This is a genomic window from Nocardia sp. NPDC050378, assembly GCF_040655675.1.
Taxonomy (GTDB): domain Bacteria; phylum Actinomycetota; class Actinomycetes; order Mycobacteriales; family Mycobacteriaceae; genus Nocardia; species Nocardia coubleae.
This window is the reverse complement of the sequence record NZ_JBFAKI010000001.1, coordinates 247,224-263,273: the sequence shown is the minus strand read 5'-3', so window position 1 is coordinate 263,273 and position 16,050 is coordinate 247,224. Positions and strand designations below refer to the sequence as shown.

The 16,050-nt window shown below is 67.6% G+C and carries 15 protein-coding genes; 6 read left to right on the top strand and 9 right to left on the bottom strand.

All coding sequences use genetic code 11. The features are described from left to right. Nucleotides 1-828: 828 nt before the first annotated feature. From AB0I35_RS01205 to AB0I35_RS01180, 6 genes are all read left to right on the top strand, one after another. A complete protein-coding gene (locus AB0I35_RS01205; protein WP_357393264.1) occupies nucleotides 829-4,593 on the top strand; it encodes a murein biosynthesis integral membrane protein MurJ in 3,765 nt (1,254 codons plus the stop codon). A gap of 329 nt (nucleotides 4,594-4,922) precedes the next feature. After that, on the top strand, nucleotides 4,923-5,480 hold the full coding sequence (gene sigM / locus AB0I35_RS01200) for an RNA polymerase sigma factor SigM (RefSeq protein ID WP_067495428.1): 558 nt from the start codon (nucleotides 4,923-4,925) through the stop codon (nucleotides 5,478-5,480). Nucleotides 5,481-5,576: 96 nt separating this feature from the next. After that, complete coding sequence (locus tag AB0I35_RS01195; RefSeq protein ID WP_357393262.1) at nucleotides 5,577-6,323, top strand: hypothetical protein; 747 nt, start codon at nucleotides 5,577-5,579, stop codon at nucleotides 6,321-6,323. 98 nt (nucleotides 6,324-6,421) lie between these two features. Continuing rightward, entirely contained in the window at nucleotides 6,422-7,408 is a 987-nt protein-coding gene (gene trxB, locus AB0I35_RS01190) for a thioredoxin-disulfide reductase (protein WP_357151901.1), read from the top strand. Between the two features lie 31 nt (nucleotides 7,409-7,439). Then, the gene (gene trxA, locus AB0I35_RS01185) at nucleotides 7,440-7,772 is read left to right on the top strand and encodes a thioredoxin (protein ID WP_225281643.1); all 333 of its coding nucleotides are present in this window, start codon (nucleotides 7,440-7,442) and stop codon (nucleotides 7,770-7,772) included. Nucleotides 7,773-7,906: 134 nt separating this feature from the next. Next, nucleotides 7,907-9,094, top strand: a complete 1,188-nt coding sequence (locus AB0I35_RS01180; protein ID WP_357393260.1) for an N-acetylmuramoyl-L-alanine amidase — start codon at nucleotides 7,907-7,909, stop codon at nucleotides 9,092-9,094. A gap of 57 nt (nucleotides 9,095-9,151) precedes the next feature. Here AB0I35_RS01180 and AB0I35_RS01175 read toward each other — a convergent pair whose 3' ends face one another. The 9 genes from AB0I35_RS01175 to rpmH all read right to left on the bottom strand — a co-directional run bounded on the left by AB0I35_RS01175 (nucleotide 9,152) and on the right by rpmH (nucleotide 15,883). Beyond that, on the bottom strand, nucleotides 9,152-9,877 hold the full coding sequence (locus AB0I35_RS01175) for a GNAT family N-acetyltransferase (RefSeq protein WP_357393258.1): 726 nt from the start codon (nucleotides 9,875-9,877) through the stop codon (nucleotides 9,152-9,154). Nucleotides 9,878-9,983: 106 nt separating this feature from the next. Then, nucleotides 9,984-11,012 (bottom strand): ParB/RepB/Spo0J family partition protein, encoded by a 1,029-nt coding sequence (locus AB0I35_RS01170; protein WP_067644027.1) that lies wholly within the window; start codon nucleotides 11,010-11,012, stop codon nucleotides 9,984-9,986. Nucleotides 11,013-11,049: 37 nt separating this feature from the next. After that, on the bottom strand, nucleotides 11,050-12,045 hold the full coding sequence (locus AB0I35_RS01165; RefSeq protein WP_067644030.1) for a ParA family protein: 996 nt from the start codon (nucleotides 12,043-12,045) through the stop codon (nucleotides 11,050-11,052). Nucleotides 12,046-12,508: 463 nt separating this feature from the next. Beyond that, complete coding sequence (gene rsmG / locus AB0I35_RS01160; protein WP_357393256.1) at nucleotides 12,509-13,255, bottom strand: 16S rRNA (guanine(527)-N(7))-methyltransferase RsmG; 747 nt, start codon at nucleotides 13,253-13,255, stop codon at nucleotides 12,509-12,511. A gap of 93 nt (nucleotides 13,256-13,348) precedes the next feature. Beyond that, nucleotides 13,349-13,882 carry a protein jag gene (locus AB0I35_RS01155; RefSeq protein ID WP_067978066.1) on the bottom strand — a complete coding sequence of 178 codons (534 nt, stop codon included), beginning with the start codon at nucleotides 13,880-13,882 and terminating at the stop codon, nucleotides 13,349-13,351. A 26-nt stretch (nucleotides 13,883-13,908) separates the two neighbouring features. Continuing rightward, complete coding sequence (gene yidC, locus AB0I35_RS01150) at nucleotides 13,909-14,997, bottom strand: membrane protein insertase YidC (RefSeq protein ID WP_357393253.1); 1,089 nt, start codon at nucleotides 14,995-14,997, stop codon at nucleotides 13,909-13,911. A 4-nt stretch (nucleotides 14,998-15,001) separates the two neighbouring features. After that, on the bottom strand, nucleotides 15,002-15,301 hold the full coding sequence (gene yidD / locus AB0I35_RS01145; protein ID WP_067495118.1) for a membrane protein insertion efficiency factor YidD: 300 nt from the start codon (nucleotides 15,299-15,301) through the stop codon (nucleotides 15,002-15,004). Beyond that, a complete protein-coding gene (gene rnpA, locus AB0I35_RS01140) occupies nucleotides 15,301-15,717 on the bottom strand; it encodes a ribonuclease P protein component (protein WP_357393251.1) in 417 nt (138 codons plus the stop codon). Before rnpA ends, yidD begins: the two co-directional genes overlap by 1 nt. Before the next feature lie 22 nt (nucleotides 15,718-15,739). Beyond that, nucleotides 15,740-15,883 carry a 50S ribosomal protein L34 gene (rpmH, locus tag AB0I35_RS01135; protein WP_071932098.1) on the bottom strand — a complete coding sequence of 48 codons (144 nt, stop codon included), beginning with the start codon at nucleotides 15,881-15,883 and terminating at the stop codon, nucleotides 15,740-15,742. Between the last annotated feature and the right edge of the window lie 167 nt (nucleotides 15,884-16,050).

The following is a 16,050-nucleotide window of genomic DNA, read 5'->3' as shown; positions in this document are numbered from 1 at the left end:
GCCGACGGACGTTCCGGGGAGTTTCCTCGGCAGCAGCGACCGGGTGGCCCACCGCCTCCTCAGGCCTATCCGGCAGACGGGCGTTCCGGGGAGTTCCCTCGCCAGCAGCGGCCGGGTGGCCCCGGACCGCAGCGACCCGCGCCGCCGGATCCGCGATCGGCCGCGCCATACGGCGAGTCGTCGCAACCACCGTCGATTGATCCGCGAGTGCCCGGCGCCGGTGCGCCGCGACACCCCGAACCGGGTCGCCCCGGCGAGTTCCGACCCCAAGGCCCCGGCCCCGAGGGGCGCCCGGGCGGCTTCGGCTCGGCGTCCGGCGGTCAGCGGGGCGAGTTCCCGCCCGTGCCAGGTCAGCGACCCGGTCCCACCGGCGTCGAGCCGGGCGACCGGCCGGGTCAGCAGCGAGGTTCGGCAGGCCAGGCCGGGTCCTCGGCCATGGGTGGTCGCGGTGGCGTCGAGCTCCCCGGTGCGGGCGAGCAAGGGAGTCGCGACGGTCAGCCCGGCATCGGCAGACAGCCCGGCGTGGGCGGACAGTCCGGCGCCGGTGGACGACCTGGCGTCAGCGGTCAGCCTGGCGTAGGCGGTCAGCCGCGCGGTCGTCGGGGCGGCGATGATGCGCACGAAGTGTCTGCACAGCGGCCGGGTGGTCCACAGCGGCCGGGGCCCAGGTCGGGCGAGTTTCCGCAGCAACGGGCCGCAGGGGCATCCGGTGCGATTCCTCGGCAGGCACGTCCCGAGGTGGATCCCGGGCGGCGTCCGCAGGCCGGACCGCCGCCGCGTGGGTACGAGGCAGCTCGACCGGGGCCCGGGCGTGACAGCTTCCCCGGGATGCCCGCGGCACCGAGTCGGCCCGATGGTGACGCGATTCGGGCGGCCGAGCAGACGCAGGTGATCGCGCGGCCGGAGCGGATCCGTACCGAGAAACCCGCGCCGCGTGACACGAATCCGCAGTCGGCCAACGAGAAGCTGCTCAAGGATTCCGGGTCGATCGCCGTGGCGACGCTCGTCAGCCGGATCACCGGATTCGCGAAGCAGTTGTTGCTGCTCACCGTGCTCGGTCCGGCCATCGCCAGTGCGTTCATCTCGGCGAACCTGATTCCGAACATGGTCGCCGAGTTGGTCCTTGGCGCGGTGCTCACGGCGATCGTCGTGCCGACGCTGGTGCGCGCCGAACAGGAGGACGCCGACAACGGCGCCGAGTTCATCCGAAGATTGGTGACCGCCGCCTTCGCCGTGCTTTTCGTGGCGACTGTCCTGACGCTCGCCGCGACGCCCATCCTGGCCAGCCACGTGCTCGTCGACTCCGACGGCAAGGTCGACACCTCGCTGACCACCGCGCTCACCTACCTGCTCGCACCGGCGATCCTGTTCTACGGCATGTCGGCGCTGTTCACGGCCATCCTCAACACCAGGCAGGCGTTCAAACCGGGCGCGTGGGCACCGGTGATGAACAACATCGTCGCGCTCGTGGTGCTGGCGGTGTACGCGCTCACGCCCGGCGAGATCACCCTCGACCCGGTGCGGATGAGCGACCCGAAGCTGCTGGTCCTCGGCCTCGGCATCACGGCCGGTGTGGCCACCCAGGCGCTGAGCCTGCTGCCCGCCATCCGCAGGCACGGGATCGATCTGCGCCCGCTGTGGGGCATCGACGCTCGCCTCAAGCAGTTCGGCAGGATGGCCGCCGCGATCATCCTGTACGTGCTCATCAGCCAGATCGGCCTGGTGGTGGCGAACAACATCGCCTCCGCCGCCGACGAGGCTGGCCCGGCGATCTTCGCCAACGCCTGGGCGCTGCTGCAGCTGCCCTACGGCGTCATCGGCGTCACGCTGCTCACCGCGATCATGCCGAGGCTGAGCCGCAACGCCGCCGCCGACGACACGCCCGCCGTGGTCGACGATCTGTCCGCGGCCACCCGGCTCACCATGATCGCGATGATCCCGATCGTCGCGTTCTTGACGCTCTGCGGCCCGGCGATCGGTGAGGCGCTCTACGGGTACGCACAGTTCTCCGGTGATGCCGAACGCCTCGGCAGCGCGGTGGGCTGGTCGGCGTTCTCGCTCATCCCGTATTCGCTCGTCCTGATCCATCTGCGGGTGTTCTATGCCCGCGAACAGGCGTGGACCCCGACCTGGATCATCCTCGGTATCACCACGATCAAGATCCTGTTCTCGGCCTTGGCGCCGGTACTCGCGCGCGACAGCGACGACGTGGTGATCATCCTCGGTGTCGCCACCGGACTCGGTTTCACCGCTGGTGCGGTGATCGGCGGCTGGCTGCTGCACCGAAGTCTCGGTGACTTGCGAATGGCCAACGTCGGACGAACGGTCACCCGGGTGCTCCTCGCCTCGATCGCGGGCGGCGCGGTGATGCTCATCATCGACACCGTGACCGGCCTGGCGAACGTCTCCGGCGGCCCGGCCTCCCTGTTCCGCGTCGCCGTCGACGCGATCGTGCTGTTCACGGTGGCCTTCGGCCTCATGCGCCTGGTCGGCATCCCGGAGGTCGTCGCGATCACCGTCGCCATCTCGCGCAAGCTCGGCATCACCCCGCCCGCGCCGGAACTCACGCTGGACGAGGACGCCTCGGCCGAGGACATCTACGCGACCACCGTGTTGCGCAGGCCCGACACCTACGCCTTCCCGGCGTACGGGCAGTCGATGGACACCCAGACCATGGTGTTGCCGGTGATCCGGCCCGGTGCTGTTGACATCACCGGTCAAGCACAGTTCCCGTACGCTGTTCGGCAGACCGATACGGGAGATCAGGCCGAAGGAGGACCGAGGGTGAGCGATGACGCGGTGGGCGGCGTCCCAGCCGCTGATTCTGCGGCGCGCGCCGCAGGAGGAAGGTCCACCGATGTCCGGCCCGACGGGGCAGACACCGCGGGATCCGAACACGCCGACGCGCCCGACGACAGCAAGAACCCGCAGGCAGACGGGTCGACGGAGAAGGACGAACCGAGCGAGGACCGTCGCGGTGCCGCGCCGCCGCACGATCCGACCCACGACACCGGCATGCTGCCGATCCCCGTACCGCCGCAGGACGTGCAACGCCCGCAGCGCGGACCGAAGCTGATCCCCGGCGCGTCGGTCGCGGGCGGCCGGTATCGCCTGCTCGCCAGCCACGGCGGCGCGCGCGGGCTCAAGTTCTGGCAGGCGCTCGACATCAAACTCGACCGCGAGGTCGCGCTGACCTTCGTCGATGCCGATCAGAAGTCGGGTGAGAACGCGGGTCACGACGGTCCGCAGGCGATCCTGTCGCGCACGTTGCGCCTTGGCCGCATCAACTCGCCCGGCCTGGCAAGGGTCCTGGACGTGGTGCGCGGTAGTTCCGGCGGCATCGTTGTCGCGGAATGGACTCCCGGCCGGTCGCTGCGGGAGATGGCCGAGACGGTGCCGTCGCCGATCGGTGCGGCCCGGGCCATCCGGGTGCTCGCCTCGGCGGCCGAACTGGCCCATCGCGGCGGTGGCTCGCTCTCGATCGACCATCCCGACCGGATCCGGATCAGCGCCTCGGGCGACGCCGTGCTCGCCTTCCCCGGCACGCTCGGCGATTCCGACGCCCAGTCCGATGTGCGTGGCCTCGGCGCCATGCTCTACGCGCTCATCACCGCGCGCTGGCCGATTCGCGTGGGCGGTGTCACCGGCACGGCCGCGACGATCGGCGGACTGCGGCTGGCCGACTTCGGGCCCGACGGAACCCCGGTGGAACCGCGCCAGATCCGGCCCGAGGTGCCGTTCGAGATCTCGGCCGTCGCCGTGCGGTCGCTGGAGTCGAACAAGGGTGTGCGCACCGCCGCTACCGTGCAGCACGTGCTCGAGCAGGCCTCGGTCGTCGATCAGAAGACCGACTTCATCCCCGTGCTCCGGCTGGGTCAGCGGGCGGTCGCGGCCGGCCCCGATTCGCTCGCCGACCCGGAACTGCTCGCTGCCGAACGCGAACGCTCCAAGCGGATGATGTGGATCATGGTCGGGCTCGGCGTGCTCGCCGCGCTGGTGGTCGGCATCTTGATCTGGTGGATGGTGAGTATCTTCGCGCCCGGCGCGTCGGACAAGCCGCTGGATCAGCAGGTCAACATCGGGCTCACGTCGAGTGTGGCGCCGCCGAGCGCGGCCGCCGCGCCGACGGCGGACCAGCCCGCGCAGCCGTCGAGTGTGCCGGTGGCCGTCACCGGTGCCAGGGTGTTCTCCCCGGAGGGCACCCCCGACGGCGCCGCGACGTCGAGTGCGGTGCTCGACCAGAACCCGGAAACGGTGTGGCGCACCGACCAGTACTTCCAGCAGTTCCCCGCCCTCAAGAAGGGCGTGGGGCTGCTGGCCACGCTGCCCGCGCCCGCCAAGCTCACCAATGTCTCGATCACCTCGCCCAGCGCGGGCAGCACCGTCGAGATCCGGACCTCGCCCACCGAGACGCCGACGCTCGACCAGACCCAGCTGATCGGCACCGCCCGTCTCGGCGACGGCGTTACGGACGTCGCTGTGCAGACCGATCAGGCTGCTCGTTTCGTGCTCGTATGGATCACCGGACTCGCGAATTCGGGCGGGCAGTTCCAGACCGCCGTCGCCGACGTCCGCTTCGACGCCGCGCCGTAAAACCCGCGCGCAGTCCTTCCCACCTGCTATCTGCGCAGGTGGATGCCTATTTCGCGCCAGAACACCAGTGTTCATCGAACCGCGGTCCGGTTGGTGCGCAATTGTTATCAGCGATATGATCACCCCGCGCTCTCGGCAGGGAGCTACCCAGGATCTGTCGACGTCGGTCCTGGACGCCGCGTTGTAGTCAGGTGATGGATCGGCCTCGTTCGCCGACGTGAAGTCGCCGTAATGAGCGCTGTCCAAGGGGTCAGGTGTTGTCGCCGGAAGTCAACGAGCAAGTACGCGGGGGGACAACGCGCCAGGCGGCGTTCCGCGATCGCTCGTTCCTGGAGAACAGCAGCGACAAAGAACTCCTCGCCGCGCACGTTCGCGGCGAACCGCACGCCTTCTCCGAACTGCTGCGCAGGCACAAGGATCACCTCTGGCAGACCGCGCTCCGCACGTCCTACAGCCGTGAGGACGCCGCCGACTGCCTGCAGGACGCCTTGTTCTCCGCTCATCGCACCGCCGAGACGTTCCGCGCCGAGTCCGAGGTGCGCAGCTGGTTGCACGCCATCGTCGTGAACGCCTGCCTCGACCGGATCCGGCGCAACAAGACCCGCCGCGCCATCTCCGTCACCCCCGACACCATGCCCGAGGCGGTCGAGCCGCGCGATGCCTACGCCGACTACGAGCTGAACCTCGTGGTGAGCGAGGCGCTGTTCACCCTCCCTGACGAACAGCGCCTCGCCCTGGTGATGACCGAGATGGAGGGGCGCAGTGTGGCCGAAACCGCCTTGGCACTCGGCGTGGCGGAAGGCACGATCAAGAGCAGATGCGCCCGAGCGCGCGTACGTTTGCAAGAACGTTTGGAATTTTTCCGGGATCCAGGGAACCGGAGCTAGCCCGGATGCGTCATTAACAGTGACGAACAAGTCAGCGATGTACATGCTGCGATCCGAAAATCGACAGAACAGGGGAGGTGCGAGGTGGCTCGATCCGTGCCGCAGCCTCCGTTCCCGTCGGAACTGCTGGCCGATCTGCACGCCGACAATCTCGCACCGGAACTCCGCGAGCAACTGTGGCCCAAGGTCCGCACCGACCCGGACGCGCTGCGCTACCTGAACGATCTCGACGAGGTGAACACCCGCCTCCGCACGCTGGCCGACGAAGACCTGGTCATGCACCGCATGCCCGACGACGTGGCCGACCGCATGTTCCGATTCGTCGCCGAACTCGACGCGAACGAAGGACCGACCGAACGAATCACGTCTGTCCCGACCATCGCCACCCCCGCTGCGGCGCAGTCCACGCCGATCTCGTTGGCGCAGTACAAGTCCCGGCGCCGGATGGGTTTCTTGGTGGCGGCAGCGGCCGCGATCGCGCTCCTCGCGGGTGCGGGTGCCGTCGTCGGCACCCTCGACAACACCGACGGCACACCGACGGCCGCCCCACCCACCGAACCGGTCTCCCCGGGCGACGACCTCACCGCGGCCGCCGCCCTCACCGCCCTCGGCAAACGCGACGTGCACGGCCCACTCGCCGACGAGGCCGCCCTCACCCGGTGCGTGCAGGCCAACGGCATCGACCGTGCCGTCCTAGGTGCGTCGAGCATCACCTTCCGCGGCGACGACGCCGTCCTGGTCCTCGTCAAAGGCCCTCAAACCCCGACCATCACCGCGTTGGTCGTCGGCACCGGATGCACCACGGGCGCCCCGAACCGATTAGCCGTCCGCGACATCGGCTGACCTGCCCTTCCAGGCCACACTCAAAACAAACACGGGAACAACACCGTTTAGGCTGTTGTTGACTGACACGTCCCAGCATTGCTTTTCGGAAGGGCCCCATGAGCACGCCAGTTCGCGACCTGATCATCGTCGGCTCAGGACCCGCCGGCTACACGGCGGCCGTCTATGCCGCCCGCGCCGAGTTGGCGCCCTTGGTTTTCGAGGGCACCCAGTTCGGTGGTGCCCTGATGACCACCACCGAGGTGGAGAACTTCCCCGGCTTCCGCGAGGGCATCATGGGCCCCGACCTGATGGAGCAGATGCGCGAGCAGGCCAAGCGTTTCGGCGCCGACCTGCGCACCGAGGACGTCGACGCGATCGACCTGTCCGGCCCGGTGAAGAAGGTCACTGTCGGTGACGAGACCTTCGAGGCCTACGCCGTCATCCTCGCCATGGGTTCGGCCGCCCGCTACCTGCACGTCCCCGGTGAGCAGGAACTGCTCGGCCGCGGCGTGAGCGCGTGCGCCACCTGCGACGGCTTCTTCTTCAAGGGCCAGGACATCGTGGTCGTCGGCGGCGGCGACTCGGCGATGGAGGAAGCGACCTTCCTCACCAAGTTCGCCGCGAGCGTCACCATCGTGCACCGCCGCGAGGAGTTCCGTGCCTCACGCATCATGCTCGAGCGCGCCAAGGCCAACGAGAAGATCAACTTCCGGCTCAATGCCGAGGTCGTGAAGGTCAACGGCGACAAGAGCGTCACCAGCCTCACCCTCCGTGACACCAGGACCGGCGAGGAATCCGAGCTTGCCGCCACCGGCCTGTTCGTCGCCATCGGCCACGACCCGCGCAGCGAACTGGTCAAGGGCCAGGTCGCGCTCGACGGCGAAGGCTATGTGCAGGTGACCGATCCGGGCACCGCCACCGATGTGGCGGGCGTGTTCGCCGCAGGCGACCTCGTCGACCACACCTACCGCCAGGCGATCACCGCCGCGGGTACCGGTTGCCGCGCCGCCATCGATGCCGAGCGCTGGCTCGCCGAGCAGGGCGACATCACCGCCAACACACTCGAAAACGCCGACGGCCCGGCCGCGGTGTCCGCCAACTGATTTCGCGTTCCACCCAGCGAGGAGAACACCCATGGCCGACAGTGCCAACACCATCACCGTGACCGACCAGTCCTTCGCCGACGACGTGCTGCTCAGCGAGAAGCCCGTGCTCGTCGACTTCTGGGCCGACTGGTGCGGCCCGTGCAAGATGGTCGCCCCCGTGCTGGAGGAGATCGCGGGCACCCATGCCGACAAGCTCACCATCGCCAAGCTCGACACCGAGGCCAACCCCGGCGCAGCCCGCGACTACCAGATCCTGTCGCTGCCGACCATGATCCTGTTCCAGGGCGGCAAGCCGGTGAAGCAGATCGTCGGCGCCAAGGGCAAGGCGGCGCTGCTGCGCGAGCTCGACGGGCTCATCTGAGCCGCGATCGATCCGACAAAGACACCTCCCACCGGCCGACGCGCCGTAGGATGCCTGGACCCGGGATTCCCGTAATACCGCCCGGGTCTGAGACAATCGACGGACGCTCCGGCCGAAGGAAAGGGCTCTTACGCATGCACCGACTTCGTCACGGCGATTCAGGACCGGCCGTCGCAGAGGTTCGGAGCACCCTCGCAAGCCTCGGTTTCCTGCATCGTCAGCACGATTGGCAGGACACCGATGTGGTCTTCGACCGCTCGCTCGACTCGGCGGTTCGCGCGTTCCAGCAGCAGCGTGGTCTGCTCGTCGACGGGATCGTCGGCCCGGCCACATATCGCGCGCTGAAGGAAGCCTCCTACCGCCTGGGTGCCCGCACACTGATCTACCAGCTGTCCGCCCCGCTGTACGGCGACGACGTGGCCACCCTGCAGCGCAAGCTGCAGGACCTCGGCTTCTACGTGCACCGGGTCGACGGCTACTTCGGTCCGCACACCCACGAGGGACTCAGCGCCTTCCAGCGCGAGATCGGTCTCTCGGCCGACGGCATCTGTGGTCCCGACACACTGCGCTCGCTCGATCTGCTCGGCGCGCGCGTCACCGGCGGCAATCCGCATCGCATCGCCGAGGAAGAGGTGGTGCACCGGGCGGGACCGCAGCTCACCGGCAAGCGCATCGTCATCGACCCCGGATTCGGCGGCCCCGACAAGGGTTTCGCCGTGCCGACGGAGTTCGGTGACGTGTACGAGTCGGAGATCCTGTGGGACCTGGCCTCGCGGCTCGAAGGCCGGATGGCCGCCACCGGCATGGAGACGTTCCTGTCGCGGCCGTGGGGCGCCAACCCGACCGATGCCGAACGCGCCGAGACCTCCAACGCTTTCGACGCCGATCTGATGATCTCCTTGCGCTGTGCGATGAGTGACAATCCATCGGCACAGGGCGTGGCCGGGTTCTACTTCGGCAACTCGCACGGTTCGGTGTCGATGATCGGCCAGGTGCTCGCCGGGTTCATCCAGCGCGAAGTGGTTGCCCGCACGTCCCTGCAGGACTGCCGCACCCATCAGCGCACCTGGGATCTGCTGCGCCTCACCAAGATGCCGACGGTCCAGGTGGACCTGGGCTACCTCACCAACGAATACGACGCCTCCGTTCTCACCAATCCGCGCATGCGGGACGTGATCGCCGAGGCGATCCTCATCTCGGTGAAGCGGCTGTACCTGCTCGGCCAGGACGACCAGCCCACCGGCACCTACACCTTCGCCGAGCTGCTCGCCGAGGAACTGGCGGCCCAGGATCGGCTGCCGGAGAACTCCGGCTTGGTCTGATCATCGAGACGGAAGCGGCCCCGCGGATTATCTGCGGGGCCGCTTTCGTCGCTGTCGTCAGCGCACGCCGATGCGGGCCGGGGGCGCCATTTCCGCGGCGGCCAGAAGCTGATCGAGAGCGCGCTCGACGTCTTCCTTCCAGCCGTGATCGGAGTCGAGTTGGAGACGCAGGCGTGGGAAGCGGTGATGCTGGGCCACCACTTCGAAGCCGACGTCCTCGAGGAAATCCGCGTCGATCATGCAGGTTTCCGGGGTGCACTGGGTGGCCGAGGCCGGGTCGCGCAGGGGAGCGGCGATCCGTTCCATCAGCCGCATCGACGAGCCGAGTCCGCGATCGGCCACCGAACTGGACGGCGGCCCGTTGCGGATACCGAACGCCTCGAGCGCCCGCACACCGCGACGCACCAGATCGGCCACCACGGCCTGCACCAGCCGGTGGGCTACATCGGATTCGTCATAGGGGAATTCGGCCTGCAGCGTGGTCAGCAGGATGGCATCCGGGCTCACCGGGGAGGTGGGGAACAGGGTCGAGCGCGGCACCGAACTCGGCGGCGAATACAGCGCGCAGCCGGCGATGTTGTTGTCGACCTGTGCCACCTGCCCGCACGATCCCCATTCGAGCATGACCGTCGAGAGCCATGCCTCCTTCTCGAAGACCGGATCGCTGAATGACTGGGAGTCGGCGGCCACGGCCGGATCCAGCTCCCAGAAAACACACCGCCGGGTATGCGCCGGAAGTCGATCGAGTCCGTCGAGGGTCAATGCTGTGACGCTGGTCGACACTGCTCTGTTCAGCCTCCAGCTGTCCGATTCGTCCACGCTCACGCCACATCACTATCCACAGTAATGCCGCCTCTTTCCGAGATGTAGAAAGGCTGGGAATTCCCCGTCACAGTGACGTTTCAGGGCTGGCTTGCTCCATCAGCGCCACAATGCGCTCGAGATCTTCGACGGAACCGAACTCGACAACGATCTTGCCCTTGCGCTTGCCGAGGCTCACCGTCACCCGGGTGTCGTAGGAACCCGATAGGCGTTCGGCGACTTCCTGTAGACCCGGCATGTGGATCGGCTTGCGCTTCGGCGCCGGGGGAGCGACCTCCGACGGATTGCGGTTGGCCAGCGTCACCGCTTCCTCGGTGGAGCGCACCGACAAACCTTCGGCGACAATCCGTTCCGCCAGCGCCTCCTGCGCCTCGGCGCCCGCGTCCAAACCGAGCAGCGCGCGGGCATGGCCGGCCGACAAGACACCGGCGGCCACTCGGCGCTGCACCGGAATCGGAAGCTTCAGCAGCCGGATCATGTTCGTCACCACCGGACGCGAGCGGCCGATACGCGAGGCGAGTTCCTCGTGGGTGACGTCGAACTCTTCGAGCAGTTGCTGATATGCCGCCGCTTCTTCGAGCGGGTTCAGCTGCACGCGATGGATGTTCTCCAGCAGTGCGTCGCGCAGCATCGAGCTGTCGGCGGTATCGCGAATGATGGCCGGGATAGTTGCCAGGCCCGCTTCTTGGCACGCGCGCCACCGGCGCTCGCCCATGACCAACTGGAACTTGTCGACACCCGGCTCGAGCCGCCGCACCACGATCGGCTGCATCAACCCGAATTCGCGGATCGAGTGCACCAGCTCGGCCAGTGCCTCTTCCTCGAACACCGAGCGCGGCTGCTTCGGATTCGGTTCGATCTGATCCGCGGGGATCTCGCGGTACACCGCGTCGCCGGGGGAGACCAGATCCTCCTCCGGCTCCGCGGGCTCGGCATCGGGAACGCGGTGCAGGAACGCCTCGGCCGGTTGCGGGCCGATCGGGTTGATACCGATCACGCTCGCCGCGGAACTGCTGAGCCCGGGCGCCACGGCGGGCCCCGTCGGGATCAACGCCGCCAACCCGCGACCGAGACCGCCCTTTTTCGCCTGACTCATCGGCTACCGATCCCTTCCTCGTTCCAACACACCAGCACTACGACGCGCCCTGGACAACCTGGGCGCGCCCGGCGAGCTCACGCCCGGCGTCCATGTAGCTCATCGCGCCACGGGAGCCTGGATCATAATCGAGCACGGTCATCCCGTAGCCCGGCGCCTCCGAGACCTTCACGCTGCGCGGGATCATCGACTTGAGCACCACGTCGCCGAAGTGATTGCGCACTTCCTCGGCGACCTGGTCGGCCAGCTTCGTGCGGCCGTCGTACATGGTGAGCAGCACCGTCGACACGTGCAGTTCCGGGTTGAGGTGCGACTGCACCAGCCCGATATTGCGCAGCAACTGGCCGACGCCCTCCAGCGCGTAGTACTCGCACTGGATCGGGATCAACACCTCTTTGGCCGCGACGAGCGCGTTGACGGTGAGCAGACCGAGCGAGGGCGGGCAGTCGATCAACACGTAGTCGATGTCGTATCCGGCGACGGCGGCATCGCGAATCGCGGTCTTCAACCGCCCCTCGCGCGCGACCATCGAGACCAACTCGATCTCCGCGCCGGCGAGGTCGATCGTGGCGGGCACGCACAACAGACGTTCGCTGTGCGGGCTCTGCTGGATGGCGTCGGTCACCGACACCTCACCGATCAGCAGCTCGTAACTGGACGGCACTCCGGAGTGGTGGGCGACGCCCAGCGCTGTACTCGCATTGCCCTGCGGGTCTAGATCGACGACGAGGACGGTCATCCCCTGATGCGCCAATGCGGCGGCAAGATTCACCGTCGTTGTCGTTTTGCCTACGCCACCCTTCTGGTTGGCGATGGTGATGATCCGTTGCTCGCGGGGTTTCGGCACAGTGACCTTTCCTGGATGCAGAATCTGGCTGGCGCGTTGCGCTTCCGCCGCGATCGGGGTCTCGGCGGGGGAGATGTGCCCGAAAGGAGTATTCCCGAACGTCTCCGCGTCGAAGCTGCTGGAGTCCAGCATCCCCGGGACCCGCGACGTTGTTTCCCGTGAAACATTCGCCGGACCGCTCGACATAGATTGCTCCTAACCCGAGAACTTCAGATCACGTATCCCCGACGAACGTCGGCGCCGTGTCATCACAAACAAACTGCGTCGGTGGAGAACTCGAAATTCGAGGAGATGGACTCACTCGCGCCGACCCTCAATAGCTTGCCAGCACCGGGACGGTTAGGAAAGCTGAATCGCGGCACGCTGGTCCGCCTCCCCGCAAACTCGGCGTGTCGTCCGGCAATTCGCGAGTTGGTTCTCGGACTCACCTCACGCGCGCACAGCTTCGAAGTGGCTGGGGAGTTACCCATGTACTGACGAGATCATGTTCCACGTGAAACACCACTACGAGCAACCCTGGCGCTCATCTCTTGCCACCCCATCCGCGACAACGGATTTCACTGAAAGGAAGGGTATACAACTACCCCCGGCTCATTTCGTCACGGTACGAAACTCGTTGAGCGGTGCGCCAATACGCGAGGCCGGTGAATCAGGAGTTGTTGCGCTTTCTCGTCTTCTTTTCCGCGCCAGCGGCTTTACGCCCGCCGCGACGGTTCGGGCGTTCGGCGCGGGGGAGGAGTTCGGCGCTGATGACGAGCGTCGGGATTTCGACGATGCCCGCACCGCAGCCGACGACGCGAAGATCGGTCGCGCCGTCCCGGATCAGCTCGGCGCCGTCGCGTTCGAGTTCCTCGGCGGCGCTGGTTCCTTTGAGCGCGAGCATGCGCCCGTGGTCGCGGAGGAGGGGGAGCGACCAGTGCGCCAGCTTGGCGAGCGGCGCGACGGCGCGAGAGGTGACGACATCCGCGCCACCCGCTTCCTTGATGACGCCCGACTGTTCGGCGCGCCCGCGCACGACGGTGACATCGAGTCCGGCCTCCTCGATGAACTCGCTCAGGAACACCGTCCGACGAAGCAGCGGCTCCACGAGCGTGATGCGGAGGTCCGGCCGTGCGATGGCCAACGGGATGCCCGGCAATCCGGCACCGCTGCCGATATCGACCACGGACGCGCCTTCGTCGATCAGTTCACCGACCACCGCGCAGTTGAGGATGTGCCGCTCCCACAGTCGGGGCACTTCGCGCGGACCGATGAGCCCGCGCTCCACGCCTGCGGTGGCGAGCGCCGCGCAGTAGCGGCGGGCGAGGTCCAGGCGGTCACCGAACAGCCGGGCGGCGGCAGCGGGCGGTTCCAGTTCGGCGGACAGCGCACCCAGTTCTCGTTCCACGTGAAACATCCTTCTCCAGTGGTGGTGATCGGGGCATGAATAAGGCCCCCGGTCCGGGACCGGAGGCCTTATTACTTCCTACGTGGTCGCGGCGGTGTGAGCCTACTCCGGCACAACCACCACATGACGATTCGGCTCGACACCTTCGCTCTCGCTCGCCACGCCGTCGATGTCGGCGACGGCGTCGTGCACGATCTTGCGTTCGAACGGCGTCATCGCCGACAGCGCCTCGGGCTTGCCCGACTCGAGCACTCGCTTGGCGGCGGCCACACCCAGCTCGCTCAGATCGGCACGGCGCTGGGCGCGCCAGCCGGCCACGTCGAGCATCAGGCGGCTGCGCACGCCGGTCGCCTGCTGCACGGCCAGGCGGGTGAGTTCTTGGAGCGCGTCGAGAACTTCACCATTGCGGCCGACGAGCTTGGTCAGGTCGCGGCCGCCGTCGATGCTCACGACCGCGCGGTCGCCCTCCACGTCGAGGTCGATGTCGCCGTCGAAGTCGAGCACGTCCAGCAGCTGCTCGAGATAGTCGCCCGCGATCTCGCCCTCTTCGATCAACGCCTCCTCGGCGTCGTTCACGACGTCCACAGTCGTCGACACGGTGGCGTCCCCTCCGTCGGTCTGGGTCTCAACAGTCATTGGATTTCCCTCTATCCGGTCGCGTCTCAGCGCTTACGCTTCTGGTTCGCGCGGCCACGGTTACCCGGCCGCTGCTGCCCGCCGGGCTTACGCTTGCCGCCCTGCTTGGCCGACTGCTTGGCGCCCTGATTGGCCGCAGCGCCGTTGCTCGCCGCAGTGCCGTTCGCCGAGGGCGCGCCGTCGGCAGGTGCGTCCTGCTTCTTGCGGACGTCGACCGGCTTGGCACCGGGCTTGGGCGCGTTCTGCGCCCGCAGCTCGAGCTTCTTCTGCTTCTTGGCCTCTTCTTCCTTCTCCATCCGGCCGAACACCAGGTGCTGCTGTCCGTAGGTCCAGATGTTGTTGGCCACCCAGTAGAGCAGGATGCCGATCATCAGGAAGGGGCCACCGACCATCACGCCGAGCGGGAAGACCCACAGCGACAGCTTGTTCATGATGGCGGCCTGCGGGTTGGCCGCGGCCTCGGGGGTCTGGCGGGCGACCGAAGCGCGGGCGTTGAAGTGGGTCGCCACACCGGCGATCACCATCAGCGGGATCGCGACGAGGGCGATGCTCATCCGGGTGGGGGTGCCACCCCAGTCCGCGAACGCCTGCAGCTCACTCACCGGCGCGGTGATGAACGCGGCGATCGGGGCGCCGAAGATGCGGGCGCTCAGGAACGACTGGACGTCGGTGGCGCTGAAGATGTAGTTGCCGATACTCGCGTTCTGCTCCGGGGTGAGACCCAGCTGACCCCAGCCGTGACCGGTCCGGTTGAACGAGCGGAGCACATGGAACAGACCGAGGAAGACCGGCACCTGGACCAGCACCGGCAGGCAGCCCATGAGCGGGTTGAAGCCGTGTTCCTTCTGCAGCTTCTGCATCTCCCGCGCCATGGTCTCGCGGTCGTTCTTGTACTTCTTCTGCAGCTCCTTGATCTGGGGCTGCAGCTCCTGCATCTGCCGCGTGGTGCGGACCTGCTTCACGAACGGCTTGTACAGCACCAGCCGCAGGGTGAAGACCAGGAACACCACGGCGAGGCTCCAGGTGAGCCCGCTGTCGGGGCCGAACACGAAGCCGAAGGCTTTGTGCCAGAACCATAGGATGGCGGATACCGGCCAGTAGATGATGTCGAGCACGGCTCTAGGTACTCCCGTCGTTCGTATCGCCGATCAGCGCGGGCGATGACTTGGTGAAAGCATTCGACCCGCGCTCCGGCACGGGATCCCACCCCCCAGGGTGCCAGGGCGCGCATTTGGCCAGGCGAACGACCGTCAATACCGATCCGACGACCAGCCCGCGGGTCCGCAGGGCGGTCACCGCGTACTCGCTGCAGGTGGGGGTGAAGCGGCAGATCGGCATCCGGGTGGGGGAGACATAAGTGCGGTAGAGCTCGATCAGGAAGATCAGCGCGTTCGCGGGTAACCGAGCGAGCGTGCGCATCACCGTTCACCGGCCGGGGTGCGACCGAGCGCGGCCGCCGGGACCCGGTGCAAGCCGAGCTTGCGGAGTCCGGCGCGCAGCTGGCGCAGCAACTCGGCGGAGTCGGCGGTGGCCGCACCGGGGAGGGCCCGGATCACGACATCGGTATCGGCGGGCAGTTCATCGATCACCTGGGCGCACATATGACGCAGGCGGCGGGCCACCCGGTGGCGAACCACCGCGTTACCCACCGCCTTGCTGACAATCAGCCCGAACCGAGGACCGCCTACGCGGACCAGGGAATCGCCGTCGGCGACATCGTCGTACGTGTGCGTGAACGCGTGTACGACGAGATCTCGCCTCCCGATTCGCTGACCGCGGCGCACCGTGCGGGAGAAATCAGCACGGTGGTGCAACCGATACGGCTCAGGCAACACCCGAGCGTCCGACTACGCGCGATCAGGCAGTCAGTTCGGAGCGGCCCTTACGGCGACGCGCCGAAACGATGGCGCGGCCCGCACGGGTCCGCATCCGGAGGCGGAAGCCGTGCACGCGCGCCCGACGACGGTTGTTCGGCTGGAACGTCCGCTTGCCCTTGGCCACGGTCAACACTCCTCGAGTTGGTGGGCACCGGTGAGGTGCCCGAAGTTTTCGGTGATTCGGATTCTGCGCTGCGGACCGCGGTCTACGCACAGAGTGCCTTGGCGATCAGCGTGCAGCGCACAGCCGCCACCGCGCCAAGGGGTGACTGTATGAGGGTACTGATCGCC

Excerpts from the sequence above, each read along its gene's own strand:
- AB0I35_RS01205 (WP_357393264.1), top strand. The coding sequence starts at position 829 with ATGCCCGCGGCACCGAGTCGGCCCGATGGTGACGCGATTCGGGCGGCC.
- trxB (WP_357151901.1), top strand. The coding sequence starts at position 6,422 with ATGAGCACGCCAGTTCGCGACCTGATCATCGTCGGCTCAGGACCCGCC.
- trxA (WP_225281643.1), top strand. The coding sequence starts at position 7,440 with ATGGCCGACAGTGCCAACACCATCACCGTGACCGACCAGTCCTTCGCC.
- AB0I35_RS01180 (WP_357393260.1), top strand. The coding sequence starts at position 7,907 with ATGCACCGACTTCGTCACGGCGATTCAGGACCGGCCGTCGCAGAGGTT.
- AB0I35_RS01170 (WP_067644027.1), bottom strand. The coding sequence starts at position 11,012 with ATGAGTCAGGCGAAAAAGGGCGGTCTCGGTCGCGGGTTGGCGGCGTTG.
- AB0I35_RS01165 (WP_067644030.1), bottom strand. The coding sequence starts at position 12,045 with ATGTCGAGCGGTCCGGCGAATGTTTCACGGGAAACAACGTCGCGGGTC.
- rsmG (WP_357393256.1), bottom strand. The coding sequence starts at position 13,255 with ATGTTTCACGTGGAACGAGAACTGGGTGCGCTGTCCGCCGAACTGGAA.
- AB0I35_RS01155 (WP_067978066.1), bottom strand. The coding sequence starts at position 13,882 with ATGACTGTTGAGACCCAGACCGACGGAGGGGACGCCACCGTGTCGACG.
- yidD (WP_067495118.1), bottom strand. The coding sequence starts at position 15,301 with ATGCGCACGCTCGCTCGGTTACCCGCGAACGCGCTGATCTTCCTGATC.